A 25873-nucleotide genomic window follows, 5' to 3' on the forward strand; every position below is an offset into this window, starting at 1 on the left:
AATCCCAAATGACGGAATCTTAACCGTCATTTGGGAAGATGGGGTGAGGTATACTCAGAAATCCATTATTGGAGGGGCGGTGATCCATTCAGTGATCCTTCACTGGTTGATCCTAGTGATCCGCTCCATGATCCCCCACTCGATGTCCGGCTTCGTGACCGTAGTCTGTTTACTAGTTGGTCTATCCGCGTCCTTCTCGATAGTTCATCGGCCATTCCTGGTATGGGGGTAGAAGACGGGCTTTCTTCGCCCTCTTCTTGCGCCGCTAACTCTTGCACTGCTTCTACCAAAACTTGGAGTGTAGACTCAATATTTTCAATCTGCTCAGCCGTTATAGATTTTTCCTCTTGCAATTTGCTAGTTATTTCTATTTTGACTGCAGTGAGTTCGTTTTGAAAATCAAAGATTTTCATGGTTAGTTGATTAAATTCTGTATCCTGAGTGGCTTGTATATTTGCTAAATCAAGTACCAACTTAGAAAGGTTGTCCTCGAGTGTCGCCATTAATTTGGATTGCTTTTCCTCAAAATAGGCAAAAGCTGTTTGCTTACCTTTAATTTTTAACGATAGTTCATGAATTTGCGTAGCCTGGAAAGAAAGCTTGTCTTCAATTTCTCTAACGGTACGTGCTAGATTATTTATCAATAGGGTGGAACTCCCGCTTTCATCTGTCTGATTTTTTCTTAGTGCGGCTAGCTCATTTTCAAAATTTTTAAATTTTCTAAGTAAAAAAATACTTGCGCCAACAGTAAAGGTTAGAAAAACTACAAATGCGGGGAGCGCTAGCCGCAGGATTTCTGGTTCTAACTTATCAAGTCGCCCAGAAATTCGATTCATATCCGTTGTCATCGAATCTATATGATGAAAAATACCGCTTGTCATCTGTTTCTGCTGCCAAGAAGTCTGCTCTAACTCTCTGATAAACTGAGGAGAGGAATCGCTGCCATCTGCTCCGACGGGGCAAATATCTTGTTGCTTATAAATCTGCAATACTTGGTCTAGTGAAAGATTGCATAGGTCTGGTGTTTTTCCACCTTGGGCTTTTTTTTCCGTATCTCCCAAATTAGGGAACCAGTAAGAGACTATGGATGCTAAGGATGATGGAATTTGCATTATTTGCTCCGACAAGAAAACGAGAAAATTTTGTTAGTATGAAGCGTTGTCATGGAATAGCTATACTTCGTGACGGGCTATATAAATTATGACTCAATAGACCAAGGCTGGTTTTAATCTGCTCAAGTGACAACAGAAAAAATACAATCATTTGTATTTCCTGGGCAGGATGGTAACTAAACTCTCAAGCCCGACAAGGGCAAATGGATGGATGGCGATAAAGGCTTAGTTTAGATATTGGACAACCTAACCTTTGCCTATCTCAGATTTTAGCAGAGTATCAATCTTTCTCATCATACAATCACATATTTGTTTGCTCAGTGCTGCGTTCTCGTTTTTCTAAATTGATTTTAAAGCTAGGCCTTGGTCTGATTAATCACGTAATAGATCTCTATACAATAGAGCTATAGAGGAATAGATTTGGCTATTCACTCTAAATTTATCGATGGTGCGTTGTTTTGTAGGGCTGTTCAAATTATTGAACAATAAATGAATTCTCAGTCATTGAGTTAAGCAAGCTGTTTCTTGGCTTGCATAAATCTGTGTAACAGGATCAGGAGCAACGGAATCTAGGAGATAATTTATAAAATGCTTTAAATTGTTGTATTAGCAAGTAACTGTATCGACTAATGCTGATAGTCGATACAGACTAAACTGTGATGCAAAGTGGGTGTATATATCAGGTCAATGTTTTCCGGCTGGTATAGAGTGTTCAGGTGACCCGCTCCGCGATCCGCTACTCTGCGATCCTGCCCATGATCCAGCTCTTGAACCTAGTGGTGATAGAGTCAGATCGGGTAGCAGGTTAGAGTTGTCTAAAATTCTATATACTCCGCTGACAGTTTTATCTAGTTCAATGATTTGACTTTGTAAATCATCTACACCTTTAACCCTAATTTTTTCGGCTGCGATAGCTTGAGATTTTATCAATTCAATTGATTGGGAAGAGCCCTTTTTAAATGTAGATAGTTCGTTTTCTATTTTTTCAAGCTCAGCTTGGAAAGCTTTTAGATTAGCGGTTAATTTTATAAGGTTTTCCTCAAGGGAGGTAGCTTTGCTTCCTGTTCCTTGAGTTCTCGAGTCTAGTTGATCAAGTCGCCTACCTTGCGAGGAAACCATATTCTTACTATCTTCAAGGGCATTGCTTAGATCATCTCTTAATTTGAAGTGCGCCGCCTTTTGATCTTCGATTTCTTTGATTAAATTCTCTATTAATTTAGAGTGCTCGTCCTTCAGACCTTCAAATTTTTTGTCTAGATCAGCGTTAAATTTCTTTTGCATAGTCATATTTGTATGGCGGGCATACGCAATAAAAAGTAGAAAAAAAATAAATGCGGAAATAGCTAGGTACTGAACTTCTGGTTCCAACTGACCAACCCGCCCAGAAATTCGATTCATGTTCGCCGTCATCGAATTTATATGATTAAACATACCGCTTGTCATCTGTTGCTGCTGCCAAGAGGTCTGCTCTAACTCCCTGATAAATTGAGGGGAGGAATCGCGGCCCTCCGCTCCGACGGGTTTATAAATCTGCAATACTTGGTCTAGGGAAAGATTGCACAGGTCTGCTGTTTTTCCACCTTGGGCTTTTTTTTCCGTATCTCCCAAATTAGGGAACCAGTCAGAGACTATGGATGCTAAGGATGATGGAATTTGCATTATTTTCTCCGAGAAGGATAGTAATTAAACTCTCAAGCTAGACAAGGGCAAATGGATGGTGATGAAGGCTTAGTTTAGATATTGGACAATCTGACCTTTGCCTATCACGGATTTTAGCAGATTATCAATCTTTTTCACCAGATGGTGCGTTTTGCACAAAATATTATTTTTGTTTTGTAGGGCTGTTCAAATTATTGAACAATAAATGAATTCTCAGTCATTTAGTTAAGCAAGATGATTCAAAAAAAAGACATTTTATTTTCAAATTTATTTTTTGCGATGTCTAAAAGGTAAGGGTGCATATTATTGAAAATAATAATTTCAATAATAATTGAGTGAACTCCAAAAAGAAAGTAGTGGTAATGCGTTAATTTATAAAATAATATAGTTAGTTAGATTAAGGGAATAAACTAGAGAGTCAAGTTGGGTCAGTAGAGGCCGGCTTCAGAGTTGGTAAACGAGGAAGAGTAAAGTATGCCAGGATCACAGAATGCTAAGGATGTGAATACTTTTCAGATTGCGTCAGTGGGCACTTTGGCTGATCGCGTGACGGAGGTACTCGCGTACAAGATAAAAAACCAAGAATTACCTCCTGATTTTCGACTGACGGAACATATTATGGCTAAACGCTTTGGCGTAAGCCGCACAGTGATCCGAGAGGCAATCTCGCGCTTGAAATCGGATGGTTTAGTTGAATCGCGTCAGGGTTTAGGTACGGTGGTTTTACGGCCAGGCGCCGCCACTGCATTTAGGATTGATGTCGGCACTACGGATTCTTTGCCGGCCGCATTGCAGGTGATGGAGTTGCGGCGCGGCATCGAGGGGGAGGCGGCTGCGCTGGCGGCGCAACGGCGTACACCTGAGCAATTGGTTAGCATTAAACAGGCTCTAGTGGAAATTGATGAGGCAGTGGAGAAGGACGATGATGGCGCCGATGAAGATTTTGGGCTGCATAAAATAATTGCTCTAACGACGGGTAATCCGCTTTATGTATCACTATTAGATTTTCTGGGCCATTTTATGCACACCTCCATTAAAGTGACTCGCGCAAATAAGGCCCGGCACATGGATCTTTCGATACAAGCCGAACATCAAGCGATTATTGAAGCGATTGCGCAGGCTGACCCAGATGCTGCACGGCGGGCGGCTGTGACGCATATTGATAATGCTGCCGCGAGGCTTCGTCTGGCAAATCCAGATAAGCGCGATAGTCAGTAATGTGCATTAGCCAGCGGATGATGAAACCAGGCTCGCTAGAATTTTAGTTTTTATGCCGCATGTCGATGATTGTCAGCTAACAGTTCTATGGCGAGCTTGATAAATGCTCGTGTCTTAGCAGGTAAATGGCGCTGGCTTGAATAGACCAGCGAAATTTGCTCGTTTGCTTCCGGCACGCTGTATTCGGGCAGAATTCTTTTCAGCTTACCTTGTGTTAAATCCTCATCCACCATGGTCTTCGGTAGGATTGCAATGCCAATACCTGCGAGCGCGGCTTCACGCAATTTCGCTAAGTCATTGACTGAGTAAGCCGGTTCAATCGTTAGCTGACGACTGCTTTGCGCGTTGACAAAGGTCCAAGTGGGGCTGGAGGTGCGGTGTGTCGGCCCGACAAAGATATGCTTAGTGAGTGCGTTTAAAGAGTCGGGCGCGCCACCTTGTTGAGCGAGGTAGCTCGGTGCCGCCACAATTGCTGATTCAATCGTCAACAATGGGTGTTGAGTCATGCTGGTGCCGGTGATGGAGCCGGTGGCAACGAGACTGGCGTCAAAGCCATTTTCAATCAGGTCAACCGGCCGATGCCCTAGCGTGAGTTGTAATTTCACCTCTGGATAGTGGGTGCGATACGTGCTGAGTAGCGGCGTTAGATTGTCCAGCGAGAGGGAGGCTGAGGCGAAAAGCTTTAAGGTCCCACATGGCACGCTTGACATTTGCGTTGCATTGGCTTCAATAGCTTCAATTTGCTTGAGGATATGACGGCATCCATCTGCATAAGCGCGTCCAGCTTCCGTTAAGCACAGGCAGCGAGTTGTGCGTTGCAGCAGTTGAGTATTCAAATGCGCTTCAAGCAACGCGACGTAACGCGTGATGACTGCATTAGACAATTTAAGGTTGGTCGCCGCTCCCCCGAAGCTGCCGCTTTCGGCAACTTGCAGGAAGACACGCATGGCTTGCAGTTGGTTCATACTTAAAGGTAGGTGAGTCGTGGTGTACAAACAGAAGTTTAATGCAAGATTGTTTTGTAGTGTACATAATGCCGCGTTTCATCCTCCACTCATATAAGAATGATCTTAAAAACACTAAAATGATGAGAAAGAATAAGTTATTCATCTTTCTTATAGGAGCATTAGCTTTTTATATTTTTTCGCGAAAATTTTTGGCTTGATGCTCGATCATTTGCGCCACGGCGGTTTGCAGTGGTGAAGGGGCAATTTTTTGGCGTAAGGCTTGTAGACAGGTAAAGCCAGCCCTTGATAGATGGGCTTTTTTAGCGACGGATGTGGGTTTTGCATGCTGGAGTTGCACCCGGATTTTAATCGCATGCACAAGCCAGCCGCGTTGTTGCAGCGCTTGCAGCAAACACGGTTCTAGATGACGTAGGCGTGCCGCGAGCGCGTTATGCGCGGTAAGCAGGGTGAGCAAGCCATTTTTGATCGGGCCGGGGGATACATTCGGCGCCAGATAATCTGGTAATGCAGCCGCCAAATCACGCTCCAGGGCGGCAATTTGTTCGACGCCGGTACGTAGTTGGGCGAACGCTTCATTGCGCTCAAGCAATGAAACGAGAGACGGCGTGCTGCGCGTGGGGAACGATTTTGTTAAGTATGCGGGGTTCATATGCTGCCCTGATCTTACCTTGGATTTATTTGTACAGGCTGCTTAACTCTAAATTGTAGGTTGCCGCTATGTTTTGCCTATATTGCAGCACAGAGTAGCATGATAAACTCTATTTTTTTTAAACTCTTAAATTTCATAGTGTTTAAACCCTTAACTTTCATAGCGTTAGCAGTTATAACCTTATAAGCGATGATTGCCGGACTTCTCAAAAAGATTTTTGGCAGCCGTAATCAACGGTTGCTTAAGCAGTACCAGAAAACTGTCGTTGCGATCAATGCGCTTGAGGCGCAGTTCGAAGAACTGACTGACGAAAAATTGCAAGCATGCACAGCACTATTTAGGCAGCGAGTCACTGCTGGCGAGTCGCTTGATCAACTCTTGCCTGAAGCGTTTGCGGTGTGCCGCGAAGCAAGCCGGCGAGTGCTAAAAATGCGCCACTTCGATATGCAGCTTATCGGGGGTATGGCATTGCATCATGGCAAAATCGCCGAGATGCGCACAGGCGAAGGTAAAACGCTGGTGGCGACGCTTGCGGCCTACCTCAATGCCTTATCTGGTCGTGGCGTTCATGTGGTGACGGTCAATGACTATCTGGCGCAGCGTGATGCTGAGTGGATGGGCCGCCTGTACCGTTTTCTGGGCTTGTCAGTTGGCATCAATCTATCGCAGATGGAGCCTGAGGCCAAGCGGCAAGCGTATGCCGCCGATATTACTTATGGCACGAATAACGAATTCGGTTTCGATTATTTGCGCGATAACATGGTATATGAAGTGGATGCGCGTGTGCAACGCGAGCTTAACTTCGCGATTGTCGATGAAGTCGATTCAATTCTGATTGATGAAGCGCGTACGCCATTGATTATCTCCGGCCAAGCAGAAGATCATACGGAGTTGTACGTACGGATGAATGCGCTGCCGCCGCTGCTTGAGCTCCAACTTGGTGAAGAAAAGGCGGACGGGACAGGGGTTGACGTGCCGGGTGATTACACCCTGGATGAAAAAGCGCGCCAAGTCTTTTTGACGGAGCGCGGCCATGAAAAAGCGGAAGCCTTATTAGCGCAATGGGGTTTGATCGGCACGGGCGAAAGCTTATACGCACCACAAAACATTACATTGATGCACCATGTGTATGCAGCGCTACGCGCGCATACGCTGTTTTATCGCGATCAGCATTACGTCGTGCAAAATGGTGAAGTCATCATTGTTGATGAATTTACTGGCCGTTTAATGGCCGGGCGTCGTTGGTCGGACGGCTTGCATCAAGCGGTTGAGGCAAAAGAAGGTGCGCACATTCAGCACGAAAATCAAACGCTTGCATCGATCACCTTTCAGAATTATTTTCGGATGTATCTCACGCTGGCTGGCATGACCGGAACGGCAGATACTGAAGCACACGAGTTTCAGCAAATCTATGGGCTGGAAACTGTAGTGATTCCGACTAACCGGCTGAGTCAGCGGATTGACCATCAGGATCAAATTTATAAGAGTGCGCGTGAACGCTATGATGCGGTGATTACCGATATCCGCGCATGCTATGAACGGGGACAACCGGTGTTGGTGGGCACCACATCAATTGAAAATTCAGAGTTGCTATCGTCGTTGTTAACGGATGTGCAGTTGCCACACCAGGTCCTCAATGCTAAGCAGCATGAGCGCGAAGCGGAAATTATCGCGCAAGCAGGTCGTCCCAAAATGGTGACGATTGCAACCAATATGGCGGGCCGGGGTACAGATATTGTATTAGGCGGCAATGTTGAGAGGCAGGCAAGCTTCATTGAAGCCAATGAAACCTTGACTGCCGATGAAAAAGCGCGCCGGGTTCAGCACCTGCATGATGAATGGCAGGCTCTGCATGATGCCGTCAAAGCGGCGGGCGGTCTGCATATTATTGGCACTGAGCGGCATGAATCGCGCCGGATCGATAATCAATTACGCGGTCGGGCAGGAAGGCAGGGCGACCCTGGCTCTTCGCGCTTTTATCTTTCACTGGAAGACCCGTTGTTGCGGATCTTCGCCGGTGACCGTGTCCGCGCGATTATGGAACGTCTCAAAATGCCTGATGGCGAGGCTATTGAAGCGGGCATTGTCACGCGCTCAATCGAGTCGGCGCAGCGCCGGGTCGAAGCGCGTAACTTTGATGTTCGCAAGCAATTACTGGAATACGATGATGTTTCCAATGACCAGCGTCGTGTGATTTACCAGCAGCGCAATGAATTGCTCGAAGCGGCGGATATTTCAGAGACGATCGTTGCCATGAGCGAGAGTGTGTTTGCCGAGCTGGCTCATACTTTCGTGCCACCAGGCAGTATCGAAGAGCAGTGGGATTTGGCGGGCCTGGCTCAGGTCTTGCGCGATGATTGGCAACTTGAGCTTAACCTTGAGCAGGCCGAGATAGATGTAGCTGATGATGCAGACATTGTGCACTATGTGTTGACAGCTGTGACCCAATCCTATCAAAACAAGGTCGAGCAGATTGGGCGTGAAGCGTTTAGCGGATTTGAGCGTTCAATTATGTTGCAAACACTTGATGCGCGCTGGCGCGAGCATTTGGCGGCGCTAGACCATTTGCGGCAAGGTATTCATCTGCGCGGTTATGCGCAGAAAAACCCCAAACAAGAATATAAGCGTGAAGCTTTTGACCTTTTCGCGCAACTACTTGATTCAATCAAACTCGAGGTGATACGCATTGTCATGAATGTGCGTATTCAGTCGATCGAGCAAATTGAACAGGCAGCCGAGCAGCTTGAGGAAAAAGCGGCTCATCACGAAGATATGCACTTTCAGCATGCTGAATTTACTGGAGCCGCCATCAATCAGCCGATCTCTGAGCTGGATCAGAATGGACGGGGTAAGTCCGGTTTTCATGACCCAAATGCATTACGTGAAATAGCACCTAAAGTCGGCCGTAATAGCCCGTGCCCTTGTGGTAGCGGTAAAAAGTATAAGCAATGTCACGGTAAATTGGCGTGACGCGTGCTTTGTAAAAATGAATGGTCGCGGGCGACATCCTGATAAATTGGGGTTCGCTAATGTTTTCTAACCCATGGACTTTGATTTCTGAATGGCTGTCAATTTTCCTTTGATTGATCCTGCGCAGCTCTATCCTGTTGCAGGGGTTACGCTTGGCTGGGCTAAAGCGAATATTCGCAAACCGAATCGTAAGGATTTGCTGGTGGTGGCGCTGGATGAAGGTACTACGGTATCGGCTGTGTTTACGACGAATCGTTTCTGTGCTGCCCCAGTCATTGTAAGCCGTGAGCATTTGGCCTCTGCGCGTAGTGGTGGGGCCGGTATTCGTGCACTCGTTGTTAATACGGGCAACGCTAATGCCGGCACTGGCGAGTTGGGGCTTGCCCATGCTCATAAGACGTGTGCTGTGCTGGCGCAGCTTGCCGGGATGACTGCGCAGCAAGTGTTGCCATTCTCAACCGGCGTGATTCTTGAGTCGCTGCCGATCGACCGCCTGTGTGCCGCGCTACCCGCAGCATGGGCGGCGCGCGCACCCGCGCAGTGGAGTGACGCTGCCGAAGCGATTATGACGACCGATACCCGCGCAAAAGCTGCCTCGCGGCGTATCACCATCGGTACACAACAAATCACACTCACTGGCATCAGCAAAGGGGCTGGCATGATTCGGCCCAATATGGCGACCATGCTCAGTTTTATTGCAACCGATGCCGGCCTCAGTCAGCCAGTGCTTGATGCACTTACCAAGCACGCTGCGGATCGCTCATTTAATTGCATTACGGTCGATGGTGACACGTCGACCAATGATTCATTTGTCATCATCGCCACCGGCCAAGCCGATCTGCCGTTGGTGACTTCGATTGAAGATCCGATCTATGCCGTGTTACGCGATGCGATTACCGAATTAGCTCAGACGCTAGCCCAATTGATTGTGCGTGACGCCGAAGGCGCTACAAAATTCATCACCATTCAGGTTGAAGGGGGGGCAACTGCTGCTGAATGCCGCCAGGTTGCCTATGCGATTGGTCATTCGCCACTGGTTAAAACGGCTTTTTTTGCCTCTGATCCAAACCTTGGCCGCATCTTATGCGCGATTGGCTACGCTGGCATTGAGAACCTTGAGGTCGACAAAATTGATTTGTATCTCGATGATGTATGGGTCGTAAAAGAAGGTGAGCGTCATCCCGATTATCTTGAGGAAGAGGGGCAGCGTGTGATGCAGCAGCCGGAAATTATGGTGCGCGTTGGGTTGGCGCGTGGTGATGCAAAGGCCGCGATTTGGACGAGCGATTTGTCGCATGAATATGTGAGCATTAATGCCGATTACCGCTCTTAGAGAATAGTTATTTTTTTATGGATAAGCTTGAGCAATTCCTAAATCGTGCCGAAGGGCTGCTTGGCCGGCTGGAGGCACTGCTGCCACCTCCGATTGGCGTGATTGATTGGCCGGCCGCTATAGCGTTTCGCTGGCGTACGCGCCAAGGCCGAGGTTTTTTGCAGCCGGTGGCGCAGGTGTCATCGATCACGCTGGAAGATTTACAAAACGTTGACCGGCAAAAGCAGTTAATTGAAGCCAATACGCGCCAGTTTGTACAAAAATTGCCCGCCAATAATGTATTGCTGACGGGGGCGCGGGGTACCGGTAAATCCTCCTTAATCAAAGCATGTTTAAATCATTTTGCAGCAGACGGTTTACGGCTGATTGAAGTCGACAAAGATGATTTGCATGAACTGGGCGATATTATTGAGCTGATTGCGCAACGTCCTGAACGCTTTATTGTGTTTTGCGATGATTTATCTTTTGAAGAGGGCGAGCCAGGCTATAAAGCCCTGAAAGTAGCACTCGATGGCTCGATTGCTGCGCAATCAGACAATGTATTAATCTATGCCACGTCAAACCGCCGCCATCTTTTGCCGGAATATATGAGCGACAATGAAAGCTACCGCCATACCAGCGAGGGAGAAATTCATCCAGGCGAGGCGGTGGAAGAAAAGATTTCGCTTTCTGAGCGTTTTGGCTTATGGATTAGCTTTTATCCATTCAAGCAAGATGACTATCTTGGCATTATCCACCACTGGCTTAAACATTTTGGGTGCAGCGATACGGATTGCGAGCGAGCACGTGGCGAAGCTCTTGCCTGGGCGCTTGAGCGTGGCTCGCGCTCTGGGCGCGTAGCATGGCAGTTTGCACGTGATTGGTCAGGCCGACAACAACAAATGAACGCCTCAGCGCGCAGTATTTTATGATGCCGCAACAGCAGGCAGAATATATGCCGGATGGTCGGCTTGTCACGCAGGTGGCGGTTGGGATACTAGTGCGCAACGATGGACGTTTTTTGCTCGCGCAGCGCCCTTCTGGTAAACCCTATGAAGGCTATTGGGAGTTTCCTGGCGGCAAGCTGGAGGCCGGTGAATCAGTCGAAGCCGCATTAACGCGTGAGTTACACGAGGAGCTTGGGATTCAAGTAGAGGCGTGCCAGCGTTGGCGAGTGCTTGAGCATGATTATCCCCATGCTTACGTGCGGCTTTTCTTCTGCAAAGTAACTGAATGGCAGGGCGAGCCAACTGGGCGAGAAGGGCAAGCGCTTGCTTGGCAGCAGACACCGGTTGAAGTGGCTCCTGTGCTCCCTGCGACGATTCCGGTGCTTGACTGGCTTGAGGCCGATGCTACATCCAGCTTATGACAGGCTGACTCAGTTAAAGCAATGACCGCATAGATTTAATCTAAGTCGTCGTTTGAGTCAGCTGTAGCGGGCGCTTCCTGCGTGCCGCCAATCACATACTTCTCGGCGGCCCAGGTGCCAAGATCGGTTTTTTTGCAGCGCTCTGAGCAGAATGGCCGATAACGATTCTCTGGCTTCCATTCAACTTTGATGCTGCAGATAGGGCAGTTAACGAGAGTGTTCATAGATAAGAGTGTATCTGAAATCTGGGGTGTGACGCTAGCCTGAGTATTCAGGTTATGCACCGGTCTCATTTCGACTTTTTATGCCGTTCTCAAGCCCGTTATAAATTACACAAAGCGAGCTGAAAGGGCACATCCGTATCAACCGGCTGTGGACGCATATCGCCGTCTTGCGTGGTAAAGCGTACCCATAGCATGTATTTATTGGCGCTGGCCTCAGGAATGACGCCCAGCTCAGCGGGTACGCGTATTTGCATCAATTGGCAGGTGCGGCCAGATAGCATTTGCTGGTAGCGACCTTGGGTGGCGATGACTTTGGTGACTTGGCTGGATTCACGGGCGAATTTTAAGACAATCGCCATGGCATCGCGTAGCGGCAATAACGGTATGGCCCACTGTGCAATATCATGCCGACGGTATTCGAGCGGCCCCTGTTGCCATGCATAATAAGAAGGTAAATCAAAGCGGCAAGTGCCACCTGGGATGCTTGAGCGGCTGCGGATACTGCTGAGCCATTCATTATCCGCCAGATGTTGGCCCGCCTTACCGTGCATTTGGTTTAGCTGAGCAAGTGTCTGCGTAATTTCTACTAGCACGGTCTCTAACGTCGTTTGGTCAATTCCTGGATTATCTCGATATGAAATAAGGGTTTGGCGCTGACGCTCGAGTTCCTTGCTGAGATCAGATTTGAGATCAGCTCGGCCTGCTACGTCTGCAATTTCAAACAGCGTCATCAGTGCGATATGGTGTTCCTTTGCATCTTCTCGAGACAAAAAGAACGTAAACCGGTTAAAAAGATCTTCAAACCGCAACAGTGTTCGGATGCGCTCGTTGAATGGGTACTCGTAGAGGAGGGTCAAGCTTAATGCCTATTAAAAGGAGCAAAGTGGCGAATAATGGTGTCTATTCTAGTCTGCATATTTAAGCGCTGCAATCTTAACCTGAATTTACCTGATATTCATTCGTAGGCAGAAGCTAGATGCGGTCTACCCATTAAGTTTTTAGCTATGAAATAATCCCTTAATCGACATACACGGCCTAAGTTAGCTTGAGATAATATTGATGCAATGCATCAACTTCATTATATAGGAAAGTCAGCGGCGTATCCTCGTCGTTAGAAATCACATCGTCAGCATGCGCTAGGCGGGTTGCTCGGTTTGCTTGGCGCGCGATGATGGCTTGCACCTGCTCGCGCGTTAAACCGTTGCGTTGCATCACGCGCTTAATTTGCGTGGCAGGAGAGCAATCAACCACCAGTATCCGATCGACACGGTCTTGCCAACTGCTGGATTCAATTAATAAAGGTACGACAAACATCAAATATTGACCGCTTGCGGCGTGCGCCGCGGATTCGCATTCAAGGCGGATGAGTGGGTGCAGGATAGCTTCTAGGCGCAATTTGGCTTGTTCATCATTAAAGATGGTGGCGCGCATCTTTATGCGCTCAAGCGAGCCGTCTGGGGCGATGAAGGTTTGGCCGAAATGTTCAGCAATCAGCGGCATGGCCGCTCCGCCAGTTGCGGTTAGTGTATGCGCGATATGATCGGTATCGATAACGGCCACGCCGTGCTCGGCGAAGCGATTTGCAACGGCTGTTTTGCCACACCCGATGCCCCCCGTTAAGCCAACTGAAAATAAATTAAATTTTTGCTGATTCATCATCTTTGTTGTTAATTAAATGATAGGCGCTGTTTTAAGAACTGTGATGAGCTGGATCATTTTACTATTGCACGTTATGTGGCAAGAAAATATTACATAATGCACAAACGCTATCCTTTTAAAGTGGCGTTAACCAGCAAAAAATGGTGTGCCACAAAATAGCGTGATCATTCCTGCTGCAACAAGAAATGGGCCAAATGGTAAAGGTTGTCCTTTTTTTAGGTGGCCGCAGGCCATTGCAGTGAGACCAAATAATGCACCTGTAGCAGAGGCCAGGAGCACGATTTGAGGTAGCGCCAGCCAGCCAAGCCAGGCGCCGAGCGCGGCCAGTAATTTGAAGTCGCCATAGCCAATCCCTTCCTTGCCGCGCAGCAAGCGAAACCCCCAATAGACTAGCCACAACGTAAGATAGCCGGCCACCGCGCCAATCACTGCGCTGTGCAGTGACGTAAAACTGGCGTCAAGGTTCACTAAAAGCCCGGCCCAAATCAGGGGGAGGGTGAGCGTGTCAGGCAGCAAGTGAGTGTCCATATCAATGAAGGCAAGCGCCAATAAGGTCGTGGCCAGCCCGAAGGCGGCGAGGGCTGGCCAGCTTGCGCCAAAGTGCCACAGCGCGCCTGCTGCTAAGCCGGCGCTGAATAGCTCAAGGGCTGGATAACGTAGGCTAATTGGAATGTGGCATGCAGAGCAGCGGCCGCGGCACAGAAGATAGCCCAATAGAGGCAGGTTCTCAGTTAGAGTGAGAGTATGTTGGCATGATGGGCAATGAGAGCGCGGCAGGCAAAGGTTATAGGCGTGCTTGTCCCCAAGGCTTTTACCTGCCATCGGGGGGGGCGTGATGGCCTGGTCTATCATTTCGTTTGAAACGGCCGTGTGCGTCGTAGCGGCTGCTGCTTTGGCAGTGATGTTTGCATGAGCCGCAAAACTATGCCATTCGGCTTGCCATAGCCTATGCAGCATAATTGGCACTCGATGGACGACAACACTTAGAAAGCTGCCGATAATCAGGCCAAATAGCACGGTGCAGATATATTGAAAGCTGACGGGCAAAGCAGCGAAACTAGCCGCCCAGCCATTAAAGATGGCGGCAATCGGCTGAATTAGGATAGGGGCGGGCAAGGACATTTGGAAAAAGCGGCACAGAATATGAATAAATGAGTATCTATGCTACACCATCACTAGATGACATTGCCGAGTTCAATGATGGGTAGATACATTGCGACCACAAGGCCGCCAACCAATAGGCCAAGCACGATGATCATCAGGGGTTCGGCGCTATTGGCTAAAGTGGCGATGCGCATATCCACTTGCTGCTCGTTAAGGGTGGCGAGGTCGTTAAGCATCGTGTCAAGAGAACCAGATTCTTCAGCAATCGCAATCGGTTGCAAGACGGTTGGCGGAAAGCAGCCAGTAGCGCGCATGGCATTGGCCAGACGCTCGCCGCGCCGCACACGGTGCGAAATATTAAGCGTGGCCTGATCGAATACTGCATTGTTGGTGATCTTCGCCATAATATTAAATGCATCGGCCAGCGGCGTTCCGGTTTTTAATAGAGTTCCGAGGGCGCGGCTCCACCGCGTGATGGCGAGCTGCTGCAGCAGGGGGCCAATGATCGGTGGCATTAATATAAAGTGGTCATAGGCGGTGCGCAGCGTCGTTGAGCGGCGCAAACCGATCCCAGCTAGCAGGGTTCCTGCGCTGATCAATAGGGTGATAGGCACAATGCAGTGTGCCATGGCTGACGAAAGAGATAATACAACCCGGGTTGGGACCGGAAGCGGTGTACCAAAACCATCGAAGATTTGCTTGAAAGTCGGCACCACCCAGAGCATTAATGCGGTTGTAATCAGTAGAGATACGATCAATACGCCTGCTGGGTAACTGAGTGCCGCCCGCAATTTTGCTCGTTGCGCCGCGGCGCGCTCGCGTTGATCGGCAAGTTGCGCCAGCAAAGGCGCGAGTGCGCCCGAGGCTTCGCCAACCGCCACCAACTGGCAGTACATCGCGCCAAATTGCGGATAGTGTGCCAGCGCTGCTGAAAAATGTTGGCCTTGTGCAATCGCGCGCGCGAGTGCATGAATTACTCTAACTAAGGTTGGCCGCGTATTGCTGCTGACCATAACGTCTAAGGCAGCTACCAGCGGCAGGCCGGCGTGTAAGAGGCCGGCGAGTTGGCGTGAGAAGGTGGTGATATCCGCCGCGCGCAGCACCGCAGGCTTGGCGGGTCCTTGGTTAATGATTTTAAAAGCGGTAATGCGTTGTTGCTTGAGCACCGCGCGTGCCGCGCCAATTCCAGTGGCGATTAAGACGCCATTCTTAGTGCCGCCTGTGGCGTTTATTCCTCGCCAGCTAAAGCGAAATTCTTGCACCTGATGAACTGTAATTGGCGCCTCTGATTCGATCATGGCGTTTTTTAGAAAGTAGCCGGACTGGCATCTGTGACGGCTAGAATTTCTTCGAGGCTGGTTGTGCCGGCGCGTACTTGCGCTAAGCCCGCCTCTCGTAAGCTTTTTACGCCGTCACGCAGCGCTTGTTGAGCGATTGCATCGGTGCTGCTTCGTGCCATGATGAGCCCGCGTATCGCAGCGGTAACCGGCATCACTTGATGAATGCCAATGCGGCCGCGATAACCAATGCCATGACACGCAGCGCAGCCGACGGCTCGATAGGGTTGCCAATCTTCTGCTAGTGTTGTTTCGTCAAAGCCCGCGCTACGCAGCATCGCCTCAGCAGTTGTCTGATCGGTGAAAGCTGGGGCGCGACAGGCTAAGCAGAGTTTTCTGACCAGTCTTTGCGCGATAATTAAGCGCATGGCGCAAGCCAAGTTAAAAGGCGCTATGCCCATATCAAGTAAACGCGCTAGTGTAGCGGGAGCATCATTGGTATGCAGGGTGGATAAGACAAGGTGACCCGTTTGTGCGGCTTGTAGTGCAACACTGGCGGTTTCAGTGTCACGAATTTCTCCAACCATAATCACATCAGGATCTTGTCGTAAAAAGGCGCGCAGTGCGACGGCAAAGGTGAGGCCCGCTTTGTCGCGTACACTGACCTGATTAACGCCTGCTAATTGTATTTCAGCTGGGTCTTCGACCGAGCAGATATTGATTGATTCTCGATTTAAGCGCTGTAAAAAGCAATATAACGATAAAGTTTTGCCGCTCCCCGTGGGGCCTGTAACCAATACCATGCCGTGCGGGGCGTGAATAGCTGCGGCCAGAGTGGCTTGTTGTTTGAGGTCAAAACCGAGGTCAGTCAGAGTAAGCGTGGCTGGGAGGGTGTCAAGTCGCCGCAAAACGAGTTTTTCGCCCCACAAGGTGGGTAGTGTATTCACTCGGAATTCTTCAAATTTGTCTGCCGCCACGTATAGTTTGAGGCGTCCGTCTTGAGGTACGCGCCGCTCGGCAATATCGAGGCGAGCGAGCACTTTCACGCAACAGATGAACGGATCTCTTAGATAGGGCGGCGGGCGCATGGTTTCATGCAGTACCCCATCGATGCGCAGCCGAATGCGCCAATCATGCTCGCTAGGCTCAATATGCACGTCAGATGCGCCATGGGTGGCAGCATCAAGTAAAAGTTCACGCAATAGTCGCACAGCTGGAGCATTATCGTCCTCTTTGGGTCCAGTAGAGGATAAGGCGTTCGGAGTCGGTACTGCAGTTGCTGAATCCGCAAGCGTATTCATATCAGCTGTTGGCGATACTGTTTGGCCTAGATGAGAGGACATAACTAGAAAGGGCTGCACCGCCCTTGATGAATAAAAACTAATCGTCGCCCAGCGCGCTTAAATTTGCCATTCAGCCATTTGGCGAATCTTCATCCGAAGATTATTTTTATTGCTGCGATGCTTGGTCAGAGCAAGTCAAGCGGTTTGCCTTATTGGTATACGTCAGGACCGCCTGCCGTTTTTTACTAGGGGGGGCTCATTTCATCTGCGTGGCTTTCTTGGGGGCGGAATAATTTGATCGTCTTAACCGTTTGATGGTCAATCTGCATGACTTCCATCCGACAGCCGTTGATTTGTAAGCTTACATCTCCATCTGGGATTTCACGCAGTACTTCAAGGATTAGACCGTTGAGTGTTTTGGGTCCTTGTACCGGTAACTGTAGAGTGAGTAAGCGGTTTAGCTCACGCAATGGGATGCTGCCTGCGACAATGCATTCGCCTTTAGTGTTCCAGCCAGCGCGTGTGCCGCTTGTGCGTGGCATTGTCGTGGTAAATTCACCAATTAATTCCTCGATAATGTCTTCGGGCGTCACTAACCCTTGCACTTCGCCATACTCGTTGACGATGAGGCCCATTCTTTGCTGGTTTTCTTGGAAATAGTGGAGTTGCTGAAATACCGGCGTGCCGCTGGGTACAAAATAAGGCTCGTTGAGTAATTCGCGTATTGTTTCGTGTTCGAGTGTGCGGCCATGTCTTGCGGCCAATGCTTTGCGTACCTGTAACACACCGAGGATATGGTCGGTATCGCCTTGATAAACAAGTAATTTGTTGTGATAACACGTATCAAGCTGCTGCAACATAGTCTCAAGCGGCGCGTCAAAATCAAGTGCTTCAATCCGTGTGCGAGGCACCATCACATCATCGACAGTGATGTTTTCCAGATCAAATAGATTAAGCAAAATGCTCCGGTGCTTATGAGGTGCAAAATTAGCCGACTCAAGTACGATGGTGCGCAATTCGTCCATCGACAGGCGGTGTTCCTTTGCCTTGCGGGTATCGAGGTGCAATATACGGAGTAGCGCCGAGACAAATAAATTGACAAACCATACGAGTGGGCGGGTGACCCGCATCAAAGGGCTGAGCACTAGGCTTGCGGGTAAGGCAATTTTTTCTGGCCAGGCGGCGCCGATGATTTTCGGGGTAATTTCACTAAAGATAATGATGAGAAACGCGACGCCGCCGGTAGTCATCGACAAGGCTAAATTATTCGTGCCAAAGGTGCGCAATGCAATTGCGGTGGTGAGCACAGGAATAATCGTGTTAAGCAAGTTATTGCCAATCAGAATAACGCTTAATAATTTTTCTGTGCGTGCTAATAAGCGAGATGTCGTGCGCGCGCCGAGCGTGCCTTGTTTCACAAGATGCTTGAGCCGGTGGCGGTTAAGCGCCAGCATCGAGGCTTCAGAGATCGAAAAAAAGCCAGATAGCAGTAGCAAGAAAGCGATTACGCTAAGCTGCGCCCATAAAGGAAATGATTCCACGTGGAATAAGGTTAAGTAGGGTTGAGAATTCGATTAAATTTGGCAAAACAGAGTTAACACCGACGCGCGGTTGAATACGCACATAATTCTAGCAAGCTTTTTTTGTAAATAGAGTCTGGCAACGGTTGCAACGCCTTAGCTGCGGCGCTAGCTTCGCGCTGTGCGCACGCTAGCGTGTAGTCGAGCGCGCCGGAGGTGTGCATGGCGGCGAGAATTGTTTCAGCGTGATCGGTGCCGCCTTGTTCAATGGCTGCGCGGGCCAGCGCTTGTTGCTCAGTTGTGCCTCGTTCAATAAGATAAATCAGCGGCAGGGTAGGTTTGCCTTCATATAAATCGCAGCCGGCATTTTTGCCCATTGACTCAACATAGCCAGCATAATCGAGCCAGTCATCCATCAGTTGAAAGGCGGTCCCTATGCGCTGGCCAAATTCCATGGTTGCCGCCTCAAGCAGGGGCGGCGCATCTGCCAAGATTGCGCCAAGTTGCGCGGAGGCCTCAAAGAGCCTTGCGGTTTTATAGCAAATCACTTGCATGTAGCGGGTCTCATCGACTTTGGGGTCATGCATATTCAATAATTGCAGCACTTCCCCTTCAGCGATCATATTGGTCGCATCTGACAAAATTTGCATCACGCGTGGACGGCCGACCTCCACCATCATTTGAAATGCGCGTGAGTATAAAAAATCCCCAACGAGTATGCTTGCCGCGTTGCCAAATAGCGCATTTGCCGTTTTTTTGCCACGCCGCAAATCAGATTCGTCAACGACATCATCATGCAAAAGGGTGGCGCTGTGAATAAACTCAATGATTGCGGCGAGTTCATGGCATGGTTTGCCATGCGCGCCCAGGGCATTCGCTACAAGCAGTAAGAGTGCTGGTCGCAGCCGTTTGCCACCAGCGTTAATTAAATGTTCGGCAATCTGGTTGATAAGCACAACTTCGGAAGCCAAGCGCTGCCGGATGACATGGTTAAGTTGCTGCATATCGCCGGCGATTGGCGCGAAAATGCTCGAGCTATTTGGAGTGGTGTCAGTTGTAGTCAACGCAAACGGAAAAAAATAAATAATATTGAATTATAAAGCGAATGGCCGCGAGTGCGAATAATAAAGGCCAACCTTAGCATAAAGTTCAGCCTTAGTGCGGGCGGTTTTTTTGTGAAAGCCGCGTCCAATGTCGCAAAGCGAGCAGACCACCGATTCCCTCTAGTAATGAGGCGGGTACCCACATAATTAATCCACCGATACTCTGATCGGTTAGCGCGGGTAAACCAAAAGCCCGGCCGCACAGATCGAAAATTGGATACAGGTCTCGTTGGGTAAAGGTAATAATCGCGCCGGCAAGGATTTGTGGCGTCATCGTTAAAAGCGGCGATAAGACGCGCAAGCCTGCTCCTAGGCGCGCGGGTGGGGCTGGCCGGTGATCCAGTAATAGCCACCAATATAGAAGGCCAGTCACGGCGACTGACCAATTCATGAACAAATACAAGCGCCAGTTAATCATCGATATAAACTGCACGGACGGAATTAACCAGACTAATACCGACGCGACAAAAAGCAATGAAATAAGTGTGGGGTGTAAGCAGATCTTGGCAAGTATCCGTATTCCCGCCTTTTTGCCTGTGGCTCGCAAGCGGGTGCGCCACGGGATGGGCAAGCCGGCACGCAGTACACTACCTGGATAAGATGCCATGACTAATAATGGCGCTAGGTGATGTAAAACAAGATGTTGCAGTCGATGCGCGAAAAACTCATGTTCCGCATAGTAGTCCACGCGTGTATGGAGGGCAATGTAGAAAAGGGCCAAACCGGACCAAAATGCCAATTGCCGCGCAACGCTTACGCGCGCGTGCCGCGTGCCGCGCAAATACAGCCCGCAGGTTATGGCAAAAATCGCAACAAGTAAGATAGATGGCTCCCAAGGAGCCAGAAAATGTAGCAATGACACGGTTATGAATATTATGAATAGAAAGATAAAATCAGCGTTGCTACAGGATTTTTTAGTATACAGCAGTTGACAATAAGGGGTCTCTACTTGATAATGCCCAATTCTCCGTGGAGGGGTGCCCGAGTGGCTAAAGGGGGCAGACTGTAAATCTGTTGGCTTACGCCTACGTTGGTTCGAATCCAACCTCCTCCACCAGGCTATTTATGTATGGAGTCTGCTGAGTTAGGCTGCGGGTGTAGCTCAATGGTAGAGCAGAAGCCTTCCAAGCTTACGACGAGGGTTCGATTCCCTTCACCCGCTCCAAGTTGGATAGGCTAGGCGAGCCCATGTGGCTCAGTGGTAGAGCACTCCCTTGGTAAGGGAGAGGTCGGCAGTTCGATCCTGCCCATGGGCACCAGTAAATTTTAGTAATTTTGTTTTGATACGATTTGCGCGCGGCGCAATGAATGGAAATCCTATTTAGGAGTTGAGGAATGGCCAAAAGTAAGTTTGAACGAAGCAAGCCGCACGTGAACGTAGGAACGATCGGTCACGTGGACCATGGTAAGACAACTTTAACAGCGGCAATTACCACTGTGTTGTCAAGAAAGTTTGGCGGCGAAGCCAAAGCGTATGATCAAATTGATGCGGCGCCAGAAGAAAGAGCGCGCGGGATTACGATCAATACAGCGCACGTGGAATATGAAACAGAAGCTCGTCACTACGCGCACGTTGATTGCCCAGGGCATGCTGATTATGTGAAAAACATGATCACCGGCGCAGCTCAAATGGACGGTGCAATTCTAGTCTGTTCAGCCGCTGATGGCCCAATGCCACAGACTCGTGAGCACATTTTGCTCGCGCGCCAAGTGGGTGTGCCTTACATCGTCGTATTTTTAAATAAATGCGATATGGTTGATGACGCTGAGTTGCTTGAATTGGTTGAAATGGAAGTGCGCGAGCTACTCTCCAAATATGATTTCCCAGGCGATGACGTGCCAATCATTTGTGGTTCGGCAAAGTTGGCGCTCGAGGGCGATGAGAGCGAGTATGGCGTGCCTGCGGTCATGAAGTTGGCCGATGCGTTAGATTCATATATTCCAACCCCTGAGCGGGCGGTTGAGGGCGCATTTTTGATGCCAATCGAAGATGTATTCTCAATTTCCGGGCGTGGCACTGTGGTGACTGGCCGGGTTGAGCGTGGTGTAGTTAAGGTTGGCGAAGAGCTTGAAATCGTTGGTTTCAAAGACACTGCAAAAACCATTTGCACCGGCGTTGAAATGTTTCGCAAGCTGTTAGATCAAGGTCAAGCAGGCGATAACGTTGGGATTTTGTTACGCGGTACAGCCCGTGAAGACGTTGAGCGCGGTCAAGTGTTGGCTAAGCCTAAGTCTATTACGCCGCATACCCACTTTACGGCTGAAATCTATGTGTTGAGTAAAGATGAAGGCGGCCGTCATACGCCATTCTTCAGTAATTACCGGCCACAGTTTTATTTCCGTACGACAGACGTAACCGGCTCGATCGAATTGCCAGAAGGCAAAGAGATGGTGATGCCTGGCGATAATGTGAGTATCACTGTAAAATTGATTGCTCCAATCGCGATGGAAGAAGGTCTACGCTTTGCTATTCGTGAAGGTGGTCGTACTGTCGGCGCGGGTGTGGTTGCAAAGATTCTTGATTGAGTAAAATCGATATAAGCTGCACAGGCATGTTGCTGTGAGGCTTTCGGGGCGGGTTAGTTGATTGACTAGCCAAGCCCCGGATTTTTTGTTTAGGGGTATAGCTCAACTGGCAGAGCGTCGGTCTCCAAAACCGAAGGTTGGGGGTTCGATTCCCTCTGCCCCTGCCAATCTGAGATAATGCAAAAATACAGTGAGCAGGCTTTGGTAGTTGCTTAATGGTTTTGTGATGATCTCATGTTTTATTTATTTTTCTGGCTGTGATGGCAAATCCTTCCGTTGATAACGTCAATACGGCGCAAAGCAAATTAATGCTTACGCTGGCAGTCTTGTTGGCGGTCGCCGGAGGCGCCGCCTTTTATTTCTGCGGCAATCAGCCATGGTATATACGTGGCGCATTGCTGTTTAGCGGCCTTGGTGCAGGCAGCGTTGTTGCGCTGTTTTCATCAGCTGGCAAAAATTTTATCGGCTTCACAAAAGAAGCTTGGCGTGAAATTCGCAAAGTAGTTTGGCCAACGCGCAAAGAAGCCGGCCAGACTACGCTCATTGTGTTTGTTTTTGTATTGCTGATGGCAGTTTATCTGTGGATTGGCGATAAAATAATTGAATGGGCGGTTTTTTCGCTGATTTTGGGCTGGAAATAATATATGAGCGATACCGCGGTAACTCCTGCCAGCAGTAAACGTTGGTATGTTGTGCACGCTTATTCCGGGATGGAAAAAAGCGTGCAACGTGCATTACAAGAACGTATTGACCGCGCAGGCATGCAGGACAAGTTCGGCCAGATTTTGGTGCCGACTGAAGAGGTTATTGAAATTCGTGGCGGCCAAAAAACTGTCACTGAACGGCGTTTCTTTCCGGGGTATGTGCTAGTTGAAATGGACATGACCGATGAAACCTGGCATCTCGTAAAAAATACCGCGAAGGTGACAGGTTTTGTAGGGGGCACGCGTAATCGTCCAAGCCCGATCTCGCAGCTTGAAGTTGACAAAATCATGTCGCAAATGCAAGAAGGCGTTGAAAAGCCTCGGCCGAAAACGCTTTTCGAGGTGGGCGAACTGGTGCGGATCAAGGATGGTCCATTTACTGATTTCAATGGCAGCATTGAAGAGGTCAACTACGAAAAATCTCGTCTCCGAGTGTCGGTCACTATCTTTGGACGACCGACACCAGTTGAGCTTGAATTTGGACAAGTTGAGAAGGTGTAATTGTTTTTGCGTACAGTCCGCTTAATGACTGAAGAGGAGCACTGAGAGGGGGGTAAAATAAGTGTTGCCCTTATCGAAGATGCGCTACCACTCACCGAACGCTCTGCGTTCAGCTTGAAAATTGCAAGATCGATGATACGTGCTGCGGCATAGCATCGTTAGTGATTTTTAAGTTTAACCGAGGTTTTAAAATGGCAAAAAAAATCATCGGCTTTATTAAATTGCAGATTCCTGCAGGTAAAGCCAATCCATCGCCACCGGTCGGCCCAGCTTTGGGTCAGCGTGGCTTAAACATCATGGAGTTTTGCAAGGCGTTTAACGCGCAAACTCAGGGCATGGAGCCAGGTTTGCCGGTGCCGGTGGTGATCACTGCTTTTGCTGACAAGAGTTTCACTTTTGTTCTGAAAACGCCGCCAGCGACTGTCTTGATCAAAAAAGCAGCTAAAGTGGATAAAGGTTCACCAAAGCCGCATACGGATAAAGTCGGGCAAATCACGCTTGCACAAGCTGAAGAAATTGCTAAGGCCAAAATGCCTGATCTCACCGCTGCTGATTTGGCCGCCGCAGTCAGGACTATTGCAGGCAGCGCTCGCTCAATGGGCATTACGGTAGAGGGTCTATAAATGTCAAAACTTTCAAAACGCCTACGTTCATTAGCGGGCAAAGTTGACCGAGCAAAACTCTATTCAGTCGATGAAGCGCTTAATTTGGTAAAAACCTGTGCTACAGCTAAATTTGATGAATCCATCGATATTGCTGTACGGTTAGGGATTGATGCTAAAAAATCTGATCAAGTTGTACGTGGCTCTGTTGTGTTGCCAGCAGGTACCGGTAAGGTAACGCGGGTTGCTGTTTTTGCGCAAGGTGAAAAGGCCGAACAAGCGCGTGCTGCTGGCGCCGATATTGTTGGCATGGAAGATCTCGCTGAGCAAATTAAAGCGGGTAACCTTAATTTCGATGTGGTTATTGCTTCACCAGACACGATGCGTGTCGTTGGCGCACTAGGGACAATTTTGGGTCCCCGTGGCCTGATGCCGAATCCAAAGGTTGGTACCGTAACAGCAGACGTTGCGACCGCAGTCAAGAATGCGAAGGCTGGACAAATTCAGTTTCGCGTCGACAAAGCGGGTCTGATTCATGCCACCATTGGCCGTGCATCATTTGAGCCGCTAGCCTTGCGGACCAACCTGGTCGCGTTAGTCGAGGCGTTGCAAAAAGCTAAACCGGCAACGAGCAAAGGGGTTTACCTGCGTAAGATCGCTTTATCAAGTACGATGGGCGTTGGTGTGCGGGTTGATCAAAATACGTTAGCCGCTTAAGCGTTACACAATTTTCTCAGGGTATGAGCTGCGTAAGGTTAATTCAATACAAAGCAGTATCCTGTAATCTAGGCTTTGGGCAGTCACGGTACGGCAAGTAATGAGTATCGTGCTGGTTATCAAAGACCGTTGGTGGACAAGTTGTAGTCAAGCAAGTTCTTAATTTTTTAGCCAACGCAGATGGCGACCCCGAAAAAGTTTCTGAATATTGAAACCGGTGGCATTAACGCTTAACCTCGGACGCCGATTTAACGTGGTGCGCAATGTTTTAGGTATTGTGCATTCAATTTGGAGTTTAAACCGTGCCACTTAATAAAGAAGATAAGCAGGCCGTCGTAGCTGAGGTCGCAGCGAAAGTTGCACAAGCTCAGACGATGGTCCTGGCTGAATATCGTGGAATTGCGGTAGGTGATCTCACCCGGTTACGGGCGAAAGCACGTGAGCAAAAGGTATATCTGCGTGTCTTAAAAAATACGCTGGTGCGCCGCGCCGTTGCGGATACGCCATTTGCCTCGTTGACCGAACAGATGACTGGTCCGTTGATCTACGGTATTTCTGATGATCCTATTTCTGCTGCAAAGGTCATTCATGACTTTGCTAAAAGCAACGATAAACTGGTGATTCGATCGGGTGTCTACGAAGGTAAGCTGATGGACAAAGCGGCGGTGCAAGCATTAGCTAGCATTCCAAGCCGTGATGAACTACTCGCTAAGCTGTTGGGTGTGATGCAAGCGCCGATTTCCGGTTTTGCACGTGCACTGGCTGCATTAAGCCAGCAAAAGCAAAGTGAGACTCAAGGTGAACCTCAAGGCGAACCAGCCTGAGTCCGACCACTATATAAGCTAAGTAGCCGAAGCTGATTTCAATTTAGGAGTTTTTAAATGGCAATAGTACAAGAAGACATTCTCGAAGCCGTTGGCGCGATGTCTGTTTTAGAGTTGAATGAGCTTGTTAAGGCATTTGAAGAAAAGTTTGGCGTATCTGCTGCAGCATTGGCAGTCGGTGGCCCGGCGGGTGGCGGTGCAGCCGCTGCTGCGGAAGAGCAAACTGAGTTTACAGTTACGCTAACCGAAGTCGGCAGCAATAAAGTTTCCGTCATTAAAGCCGTGCGTGAAATCACTGGTTTAGGCTTGAAAGAAGCTAAAGATCTAGTTGATGGCGCACCTAAGCCGGTGAAAGAAAACGTGCCTAAAGCGCAAGCTGAAGAAGCCAAGCAAAAGCTTGAAGCAGCTGGTGCTAAGGCTGAAGTCAAGTAATGTAGAGTGGTGCTTTCAGCGATTGCTGATATGAGCAGAAAGCACTACTAAGAATCGCATCAAGGCTGGCAGTTTATTCTGCCGGCCTTTTTGTCCGTGGTAAGCATTTTTGAGAAATTAAATTAAAGTAACGTGGATAC

At 49.0% G+C, this 25873-nt stretch carries 25 protein-coding genes and 4 tRNA genes; 16 read left to right on the forward strand and 13 right to left on the reverse strand.

The features are described from left to right. Window positions 1-65: 65 nt before the first annotated feature. Both KMZ15_RS00935 and KMZ15_RS00940 read right to left on the reverse strand, forming a co-directional pair. Complete coding sequence (locus KMZ15_RS00935) at window positions 66-1112, reverse strand: hypothetical protein (protein ID WP_223693216.1); 1047 nt, start codon at window positions 1110-1112, stop codon at window positions 66-68. A gap of 684 nt (window positions 1113-1796) precedes the next feature. Then, complete coding sequence (locus tag KMZ15_RS00940) at window positions 1797-2771, reverse strand: hypothetical protein (protein WP_223693219.1); 975 nt, start codon at window positions 2769-2771, stop codon at window positions 1797-1799. A gap of 474 nt (window positions 2772-3245) precedes the next feature. On the opposite strand from KMZ15_RS00940, the gene KMZ15_RS00945 reads away from it, so the two are divergent. After that, window positions 3246-3989 (forward strand): FadR/GntR family transcriptional regulator, encoded by a 744-nt coding sequence (locus KMZ15_RS00945; RefSeq protein ID WP_223693221.1) that lies wholly within the window; start codon window positions 3246-3248, stop codon window positions 3987-3989. Window positions 3990-4039: 50 nt separating this feature from the next. Here KMZ15_RS00945 and KMZ15_RS00950 read toward each other — a convergent pair whose 3' ends face one another. Beyond that, window positions 4040-4954, reverse strand: coding sequence for a LysR family transcriptional regulator (locus KMZ15_RS00950; protein WP_223693223.1), 915 nt, complete (start codon window positions 4952-4954; stop codon window positions 4040-4042). A 169-nt stretch (window positions 4955-5123) separates the two neighbouring features. Continuing rightward, window positions 5124-5606: a DciA family protein gene (locus KMZ15_RS00955; protein WP_223693226.1), complete on the reverse strand. Its 483-nt coding sequence runs from the start codon at window positions 5604-5606 to the stop codon at window positions 5124-5126. Window positions 5607-5795: 189 nt separating this feature from the next. Here KMZ15_RS00955 and secA point away from each other — a divergent pair, with 189 nt between their 5' ends. From secA to KMZ15_RS00975, 4 genes are all read left to right on the forward strand, one after another. After that, window positions 5796-8576, forward strand: a complete 2781-nt coding sequence (secA, locus tag KMZ15_RS00960; RefSeq protein ID WP_223693228.1) for a preprotein translocase subunit SecA — start codon at window positions 5796-5798, stop codon at window positions 8574-8576. Between the two features lie 91 nt (window positions 8577-8667). Further along, window positions 8668-9909 carry a bifunctional glutamate N-acetyltransferase/amino-acid acetyltransferase ArgJ gene (argJ, locus tag KMZ15_RS00965; protein ID WP_223693231.1) on the forward strand — a complete coding sequence of 414 codons (1242 nt, stop codon included), beginning with the start codon at window positions 8668-8670 and terminating at the stop codon, window positions 9907-9909. Between the two features lie 17 nt (window positions 9910-9926). Continuing rightward, window positions 9927-10820, forward strand: coding sequence for an ATP-binding protein (locus tag KMZ15_RS00970; RefSeq protein WP_223693232.1), 894 nt, complete (start codon window positions 9927-9929; stop codon window positions 10818-10820). After that, window positions 10820-11257 carry an NUDIX domain-containing protein gene (locus KMZ15_RS00975; RefSeq protein WP_223694619.1) on the forward strand — a complete coding sequence of 146 codons (438 nt, stop codon included), beginning with the start codon at window positions 10820-10822 and terminating at the stop codon, window positions 11255-11257. Before KMZ15_RS00970 ends, KMZ15_RS00975 begins: the two co-directional genes overlap by 1 nt. 35 nt (window positions 11258-11292) lie before the next feature. Here KMZ15_RS00975 and KMZ15_RS00980 read toward each other — a convergent pair whose 3' ends face one another. The 9 genes from KMZ15_RS00980 to KMZ15_RS01020 form a co-directional block, all read right to left on the reverse strand. Continuing rightward, window positions 11293-11481, reverse strand: coding sequence for a DNA gyrase inhibitor YacG (locus KMZ15_RS00980; protein ID WP_223693234.1), 189 nt, complete (start codon window positions 11479-11481; stop codon window positions 11293-11295). Between the two features lie 98 nt (window positions 11482-11579). Continuing rightward, a complete protein-coding gene (zapD, locus tag KMZ15_RS00985) occupies window positions 11580-12338 on the reverse strand; it encodes a cell division protein ZapD (protein WP_223693236.1) in 759 nt (252 codons plus the stop codon). A 178-nt stretch (window positions 12339-12516) separates the two neighbouring features. Further along, a complete protein-coding gene (gene coaE, locus KMZ15_RS00990) occupies window positions 12517-13140 on the reverse strand; it encodes a dephospho-CoA kinase (RefSeq protein ID WP_223693238.1) in 624 nt (207 codons plus the stop codon). A gap of 126 nt (window positions 13141-13266) precedes the next feature. Next, window positions 13267-14262, reverse strand: a complete 996-nt coding sequence (locus KMZ15_RS00995) for an A24 family peptidase (protein ID WP_223693241.1) — start codon at window positions 14260-14262, stop codon at window positions 13267-13269. Between the two features lie 53 nt (window positions 14263-14315). Then, window positions 14316-15542: a type II secretion system F family protein gene (locus tag KMZ15_RS01000; RefSeq protein ID WP_223693243.1), complete on the reverse strand. Its 1227-nt coding sequence runs from the start codon at window positions 15540-15542 to the stop codon at window positions 14316-14318. A gap of 8 nt (window positions 15543-15550) precedes the next feature. Further along, a complete protein-coding gene (locus KMZ15_RS01005; protein WP_223694621.1) occupies window positions 15551-16822 on the reverse strand; it encodes a GspE/PulE family protein in 1272 nt (423 codons plus the stop codon). A gap of 227 nt (window positions 16823-17049) precedes the next feature. Then, window positions 17050-18345, reverse strand: coding sequence for an HlyC/CorC family transporter (locus tag KMZ15_RS01010; protein WP_223693245.1), 1296 nt, complete (start codon window positions 18343-18345; stop codon window positions 17050-17052). 53 nt (window positions 18346-18398) lie between these two features. Continuing rightward, window positions 18399-19328: a polyprenyl synthetase family protein gene (locus KMZ15_RS01015; RefSeq protein ID WP_223693247.1), complete on the reverse strand. Its 930-nt coding sequence runs from the start codon at window positions 19326-19328 to the stop codon at window positions 18399-18401. A 151-nt stretch (window positions 19329-19479) separates the two neighbouring features. Continuing rightward, window positions 19480-20289: a cytochrome c oxidase assembly protein gene (locus KMZ15_RS01020; RefSeq protein ID WP_223693249.1), complete on the reverse strand. Its 810-nt coding sequence runs from the start codon at window positions 20287-20289 to the stop codon at window positions 19480-19482. A gap of 109 nt (window positions 20290-20398) precedes the next feature. Between KMZ15_RS01020 and KMZ15_RS01025 the strand changes: the two genes are divergently transcribed. The 11 genes from KMZ15_RS01025 to rplL all read left to right on the forward strand — a co-directional run bounded on the left by KMZ15_RS01025 (window position 20399) and on the right by rplL (window position 25733). Continuing rightward, window positions 20399-20484, forward strand: a tRNA-Tyr gene (locus KMZ15_RS01025). 34 nt (window positions 20485-20518) lie between these two features. Continuing rightward, window positions 20519-20592, forward strand: a tRNA-Gly gene (locus KMZ15_RS01030). Between the two features lie 19 nt (window positions 20593-20611). Further along, window positions 20612-20686, forward strand: a tRNA-Thr gene (locus tag KMZ15_RS01035). A 76-nt stretch (window positions 20687-20762) separates the two neighbouring features. Then, window positions 20763-21953, forward strand: a complete 1191-nt coding sequence (tuf, locus tag KMZ15_RS01040; RefSeq protein ID WP_223693252.1) for an elongation factor Tu — start codon at window positions 20763-20765, stop codon at window positions 21951-21953. A gap of 91 nt (window positions 21954-22044) precedes the next feature. Further along, window positions 22045-22120 (forward strand) — tRNA-Trp (locus KMZ15_RS01045). Between the two features lie 93 nt (window positions 22121-22213). Next, window positions 22214-22594: a preprotein translocase subunit SecE gene (secE, locus tag KMZ15_RS01050; RefSeq protein ID WP_223693254.1), complete on the forward strand. Its 381-nt coding sequence runs from the start codon at window positions 22214-22216 to the stop codon at window positions 22592-22594. A 3-nt stretch (window positions 22595-22597) separates the two neighbouring features. After that, entirely contained in the window at window positions 22598-23158 is a 561-nt protein-coding gene (gene nusG / locus KMZ15_RS01055; protein WP_223693256.1) for a transcription termination/antitermination protein NusG, read from the forward strand. Between the two features lie 191 nt (window positions 23159-23349). Further along, window positions 23350-23781, forward strand: coding sequence for a 50S ribosomal protein L11 (rplK, locus tag KMZ15_RS01060; RefSeq protein ID WP_223693258.1), 432 nt, complete (start codon window positions 23350-23352; stop codon window positions 23779-23781). Next, window positions 23782-24477: a 50S ribosomal protein L1 gene (rplA, locus tag KMZ15_RS01065; protein ID WP_223693261.1), complete on the forward strand. Its 696-nt coding sequence runs from the start codon at window positions 23782-23784 to the stop codon at window positions 24475-24477. A gap of 302 nt (window positions 24478-24779) precedes the next feature. Next, window positions 24780-25301 carry a 50S ribosomal protein L10 gene (rplJ, locus tag KMZ15_RS01070; protein WP_223693263.1) on the forward strand — a complete coding sequence of 174 codons (522 nt, stop codon included), beginning with the start codon at window positions 24780-24782 and terminating at the stop codon, window positions 25299-25301. Window positions 25302-25358: 57 nt separating this feature from the next. Beyond that, the gene (rplL, locus tag KMZ15_RS01075; protein WP_223693265.1) at window positions 25359-25733 is read left to right on the forward strand and encodes a 50S ribosomal protein L7/L12; all 375 of its coding nucleotides are present in this window, start codon (window positions 25359-25361) and stop codon (window positions 25731-25733) included. Window positions 25734-25873 lie beyond the last annotated feature (140 nt).

This window comes from Mycoavidus sp. HKI, assembly GCF_020023735.2.
In the GTDB taxonomy this organism is placed as follows: Bacteria; Pseudomonadota; Gammaproteobacteria; order Burkholderiales; family Burkholderiaceae; genus Mycoavidus.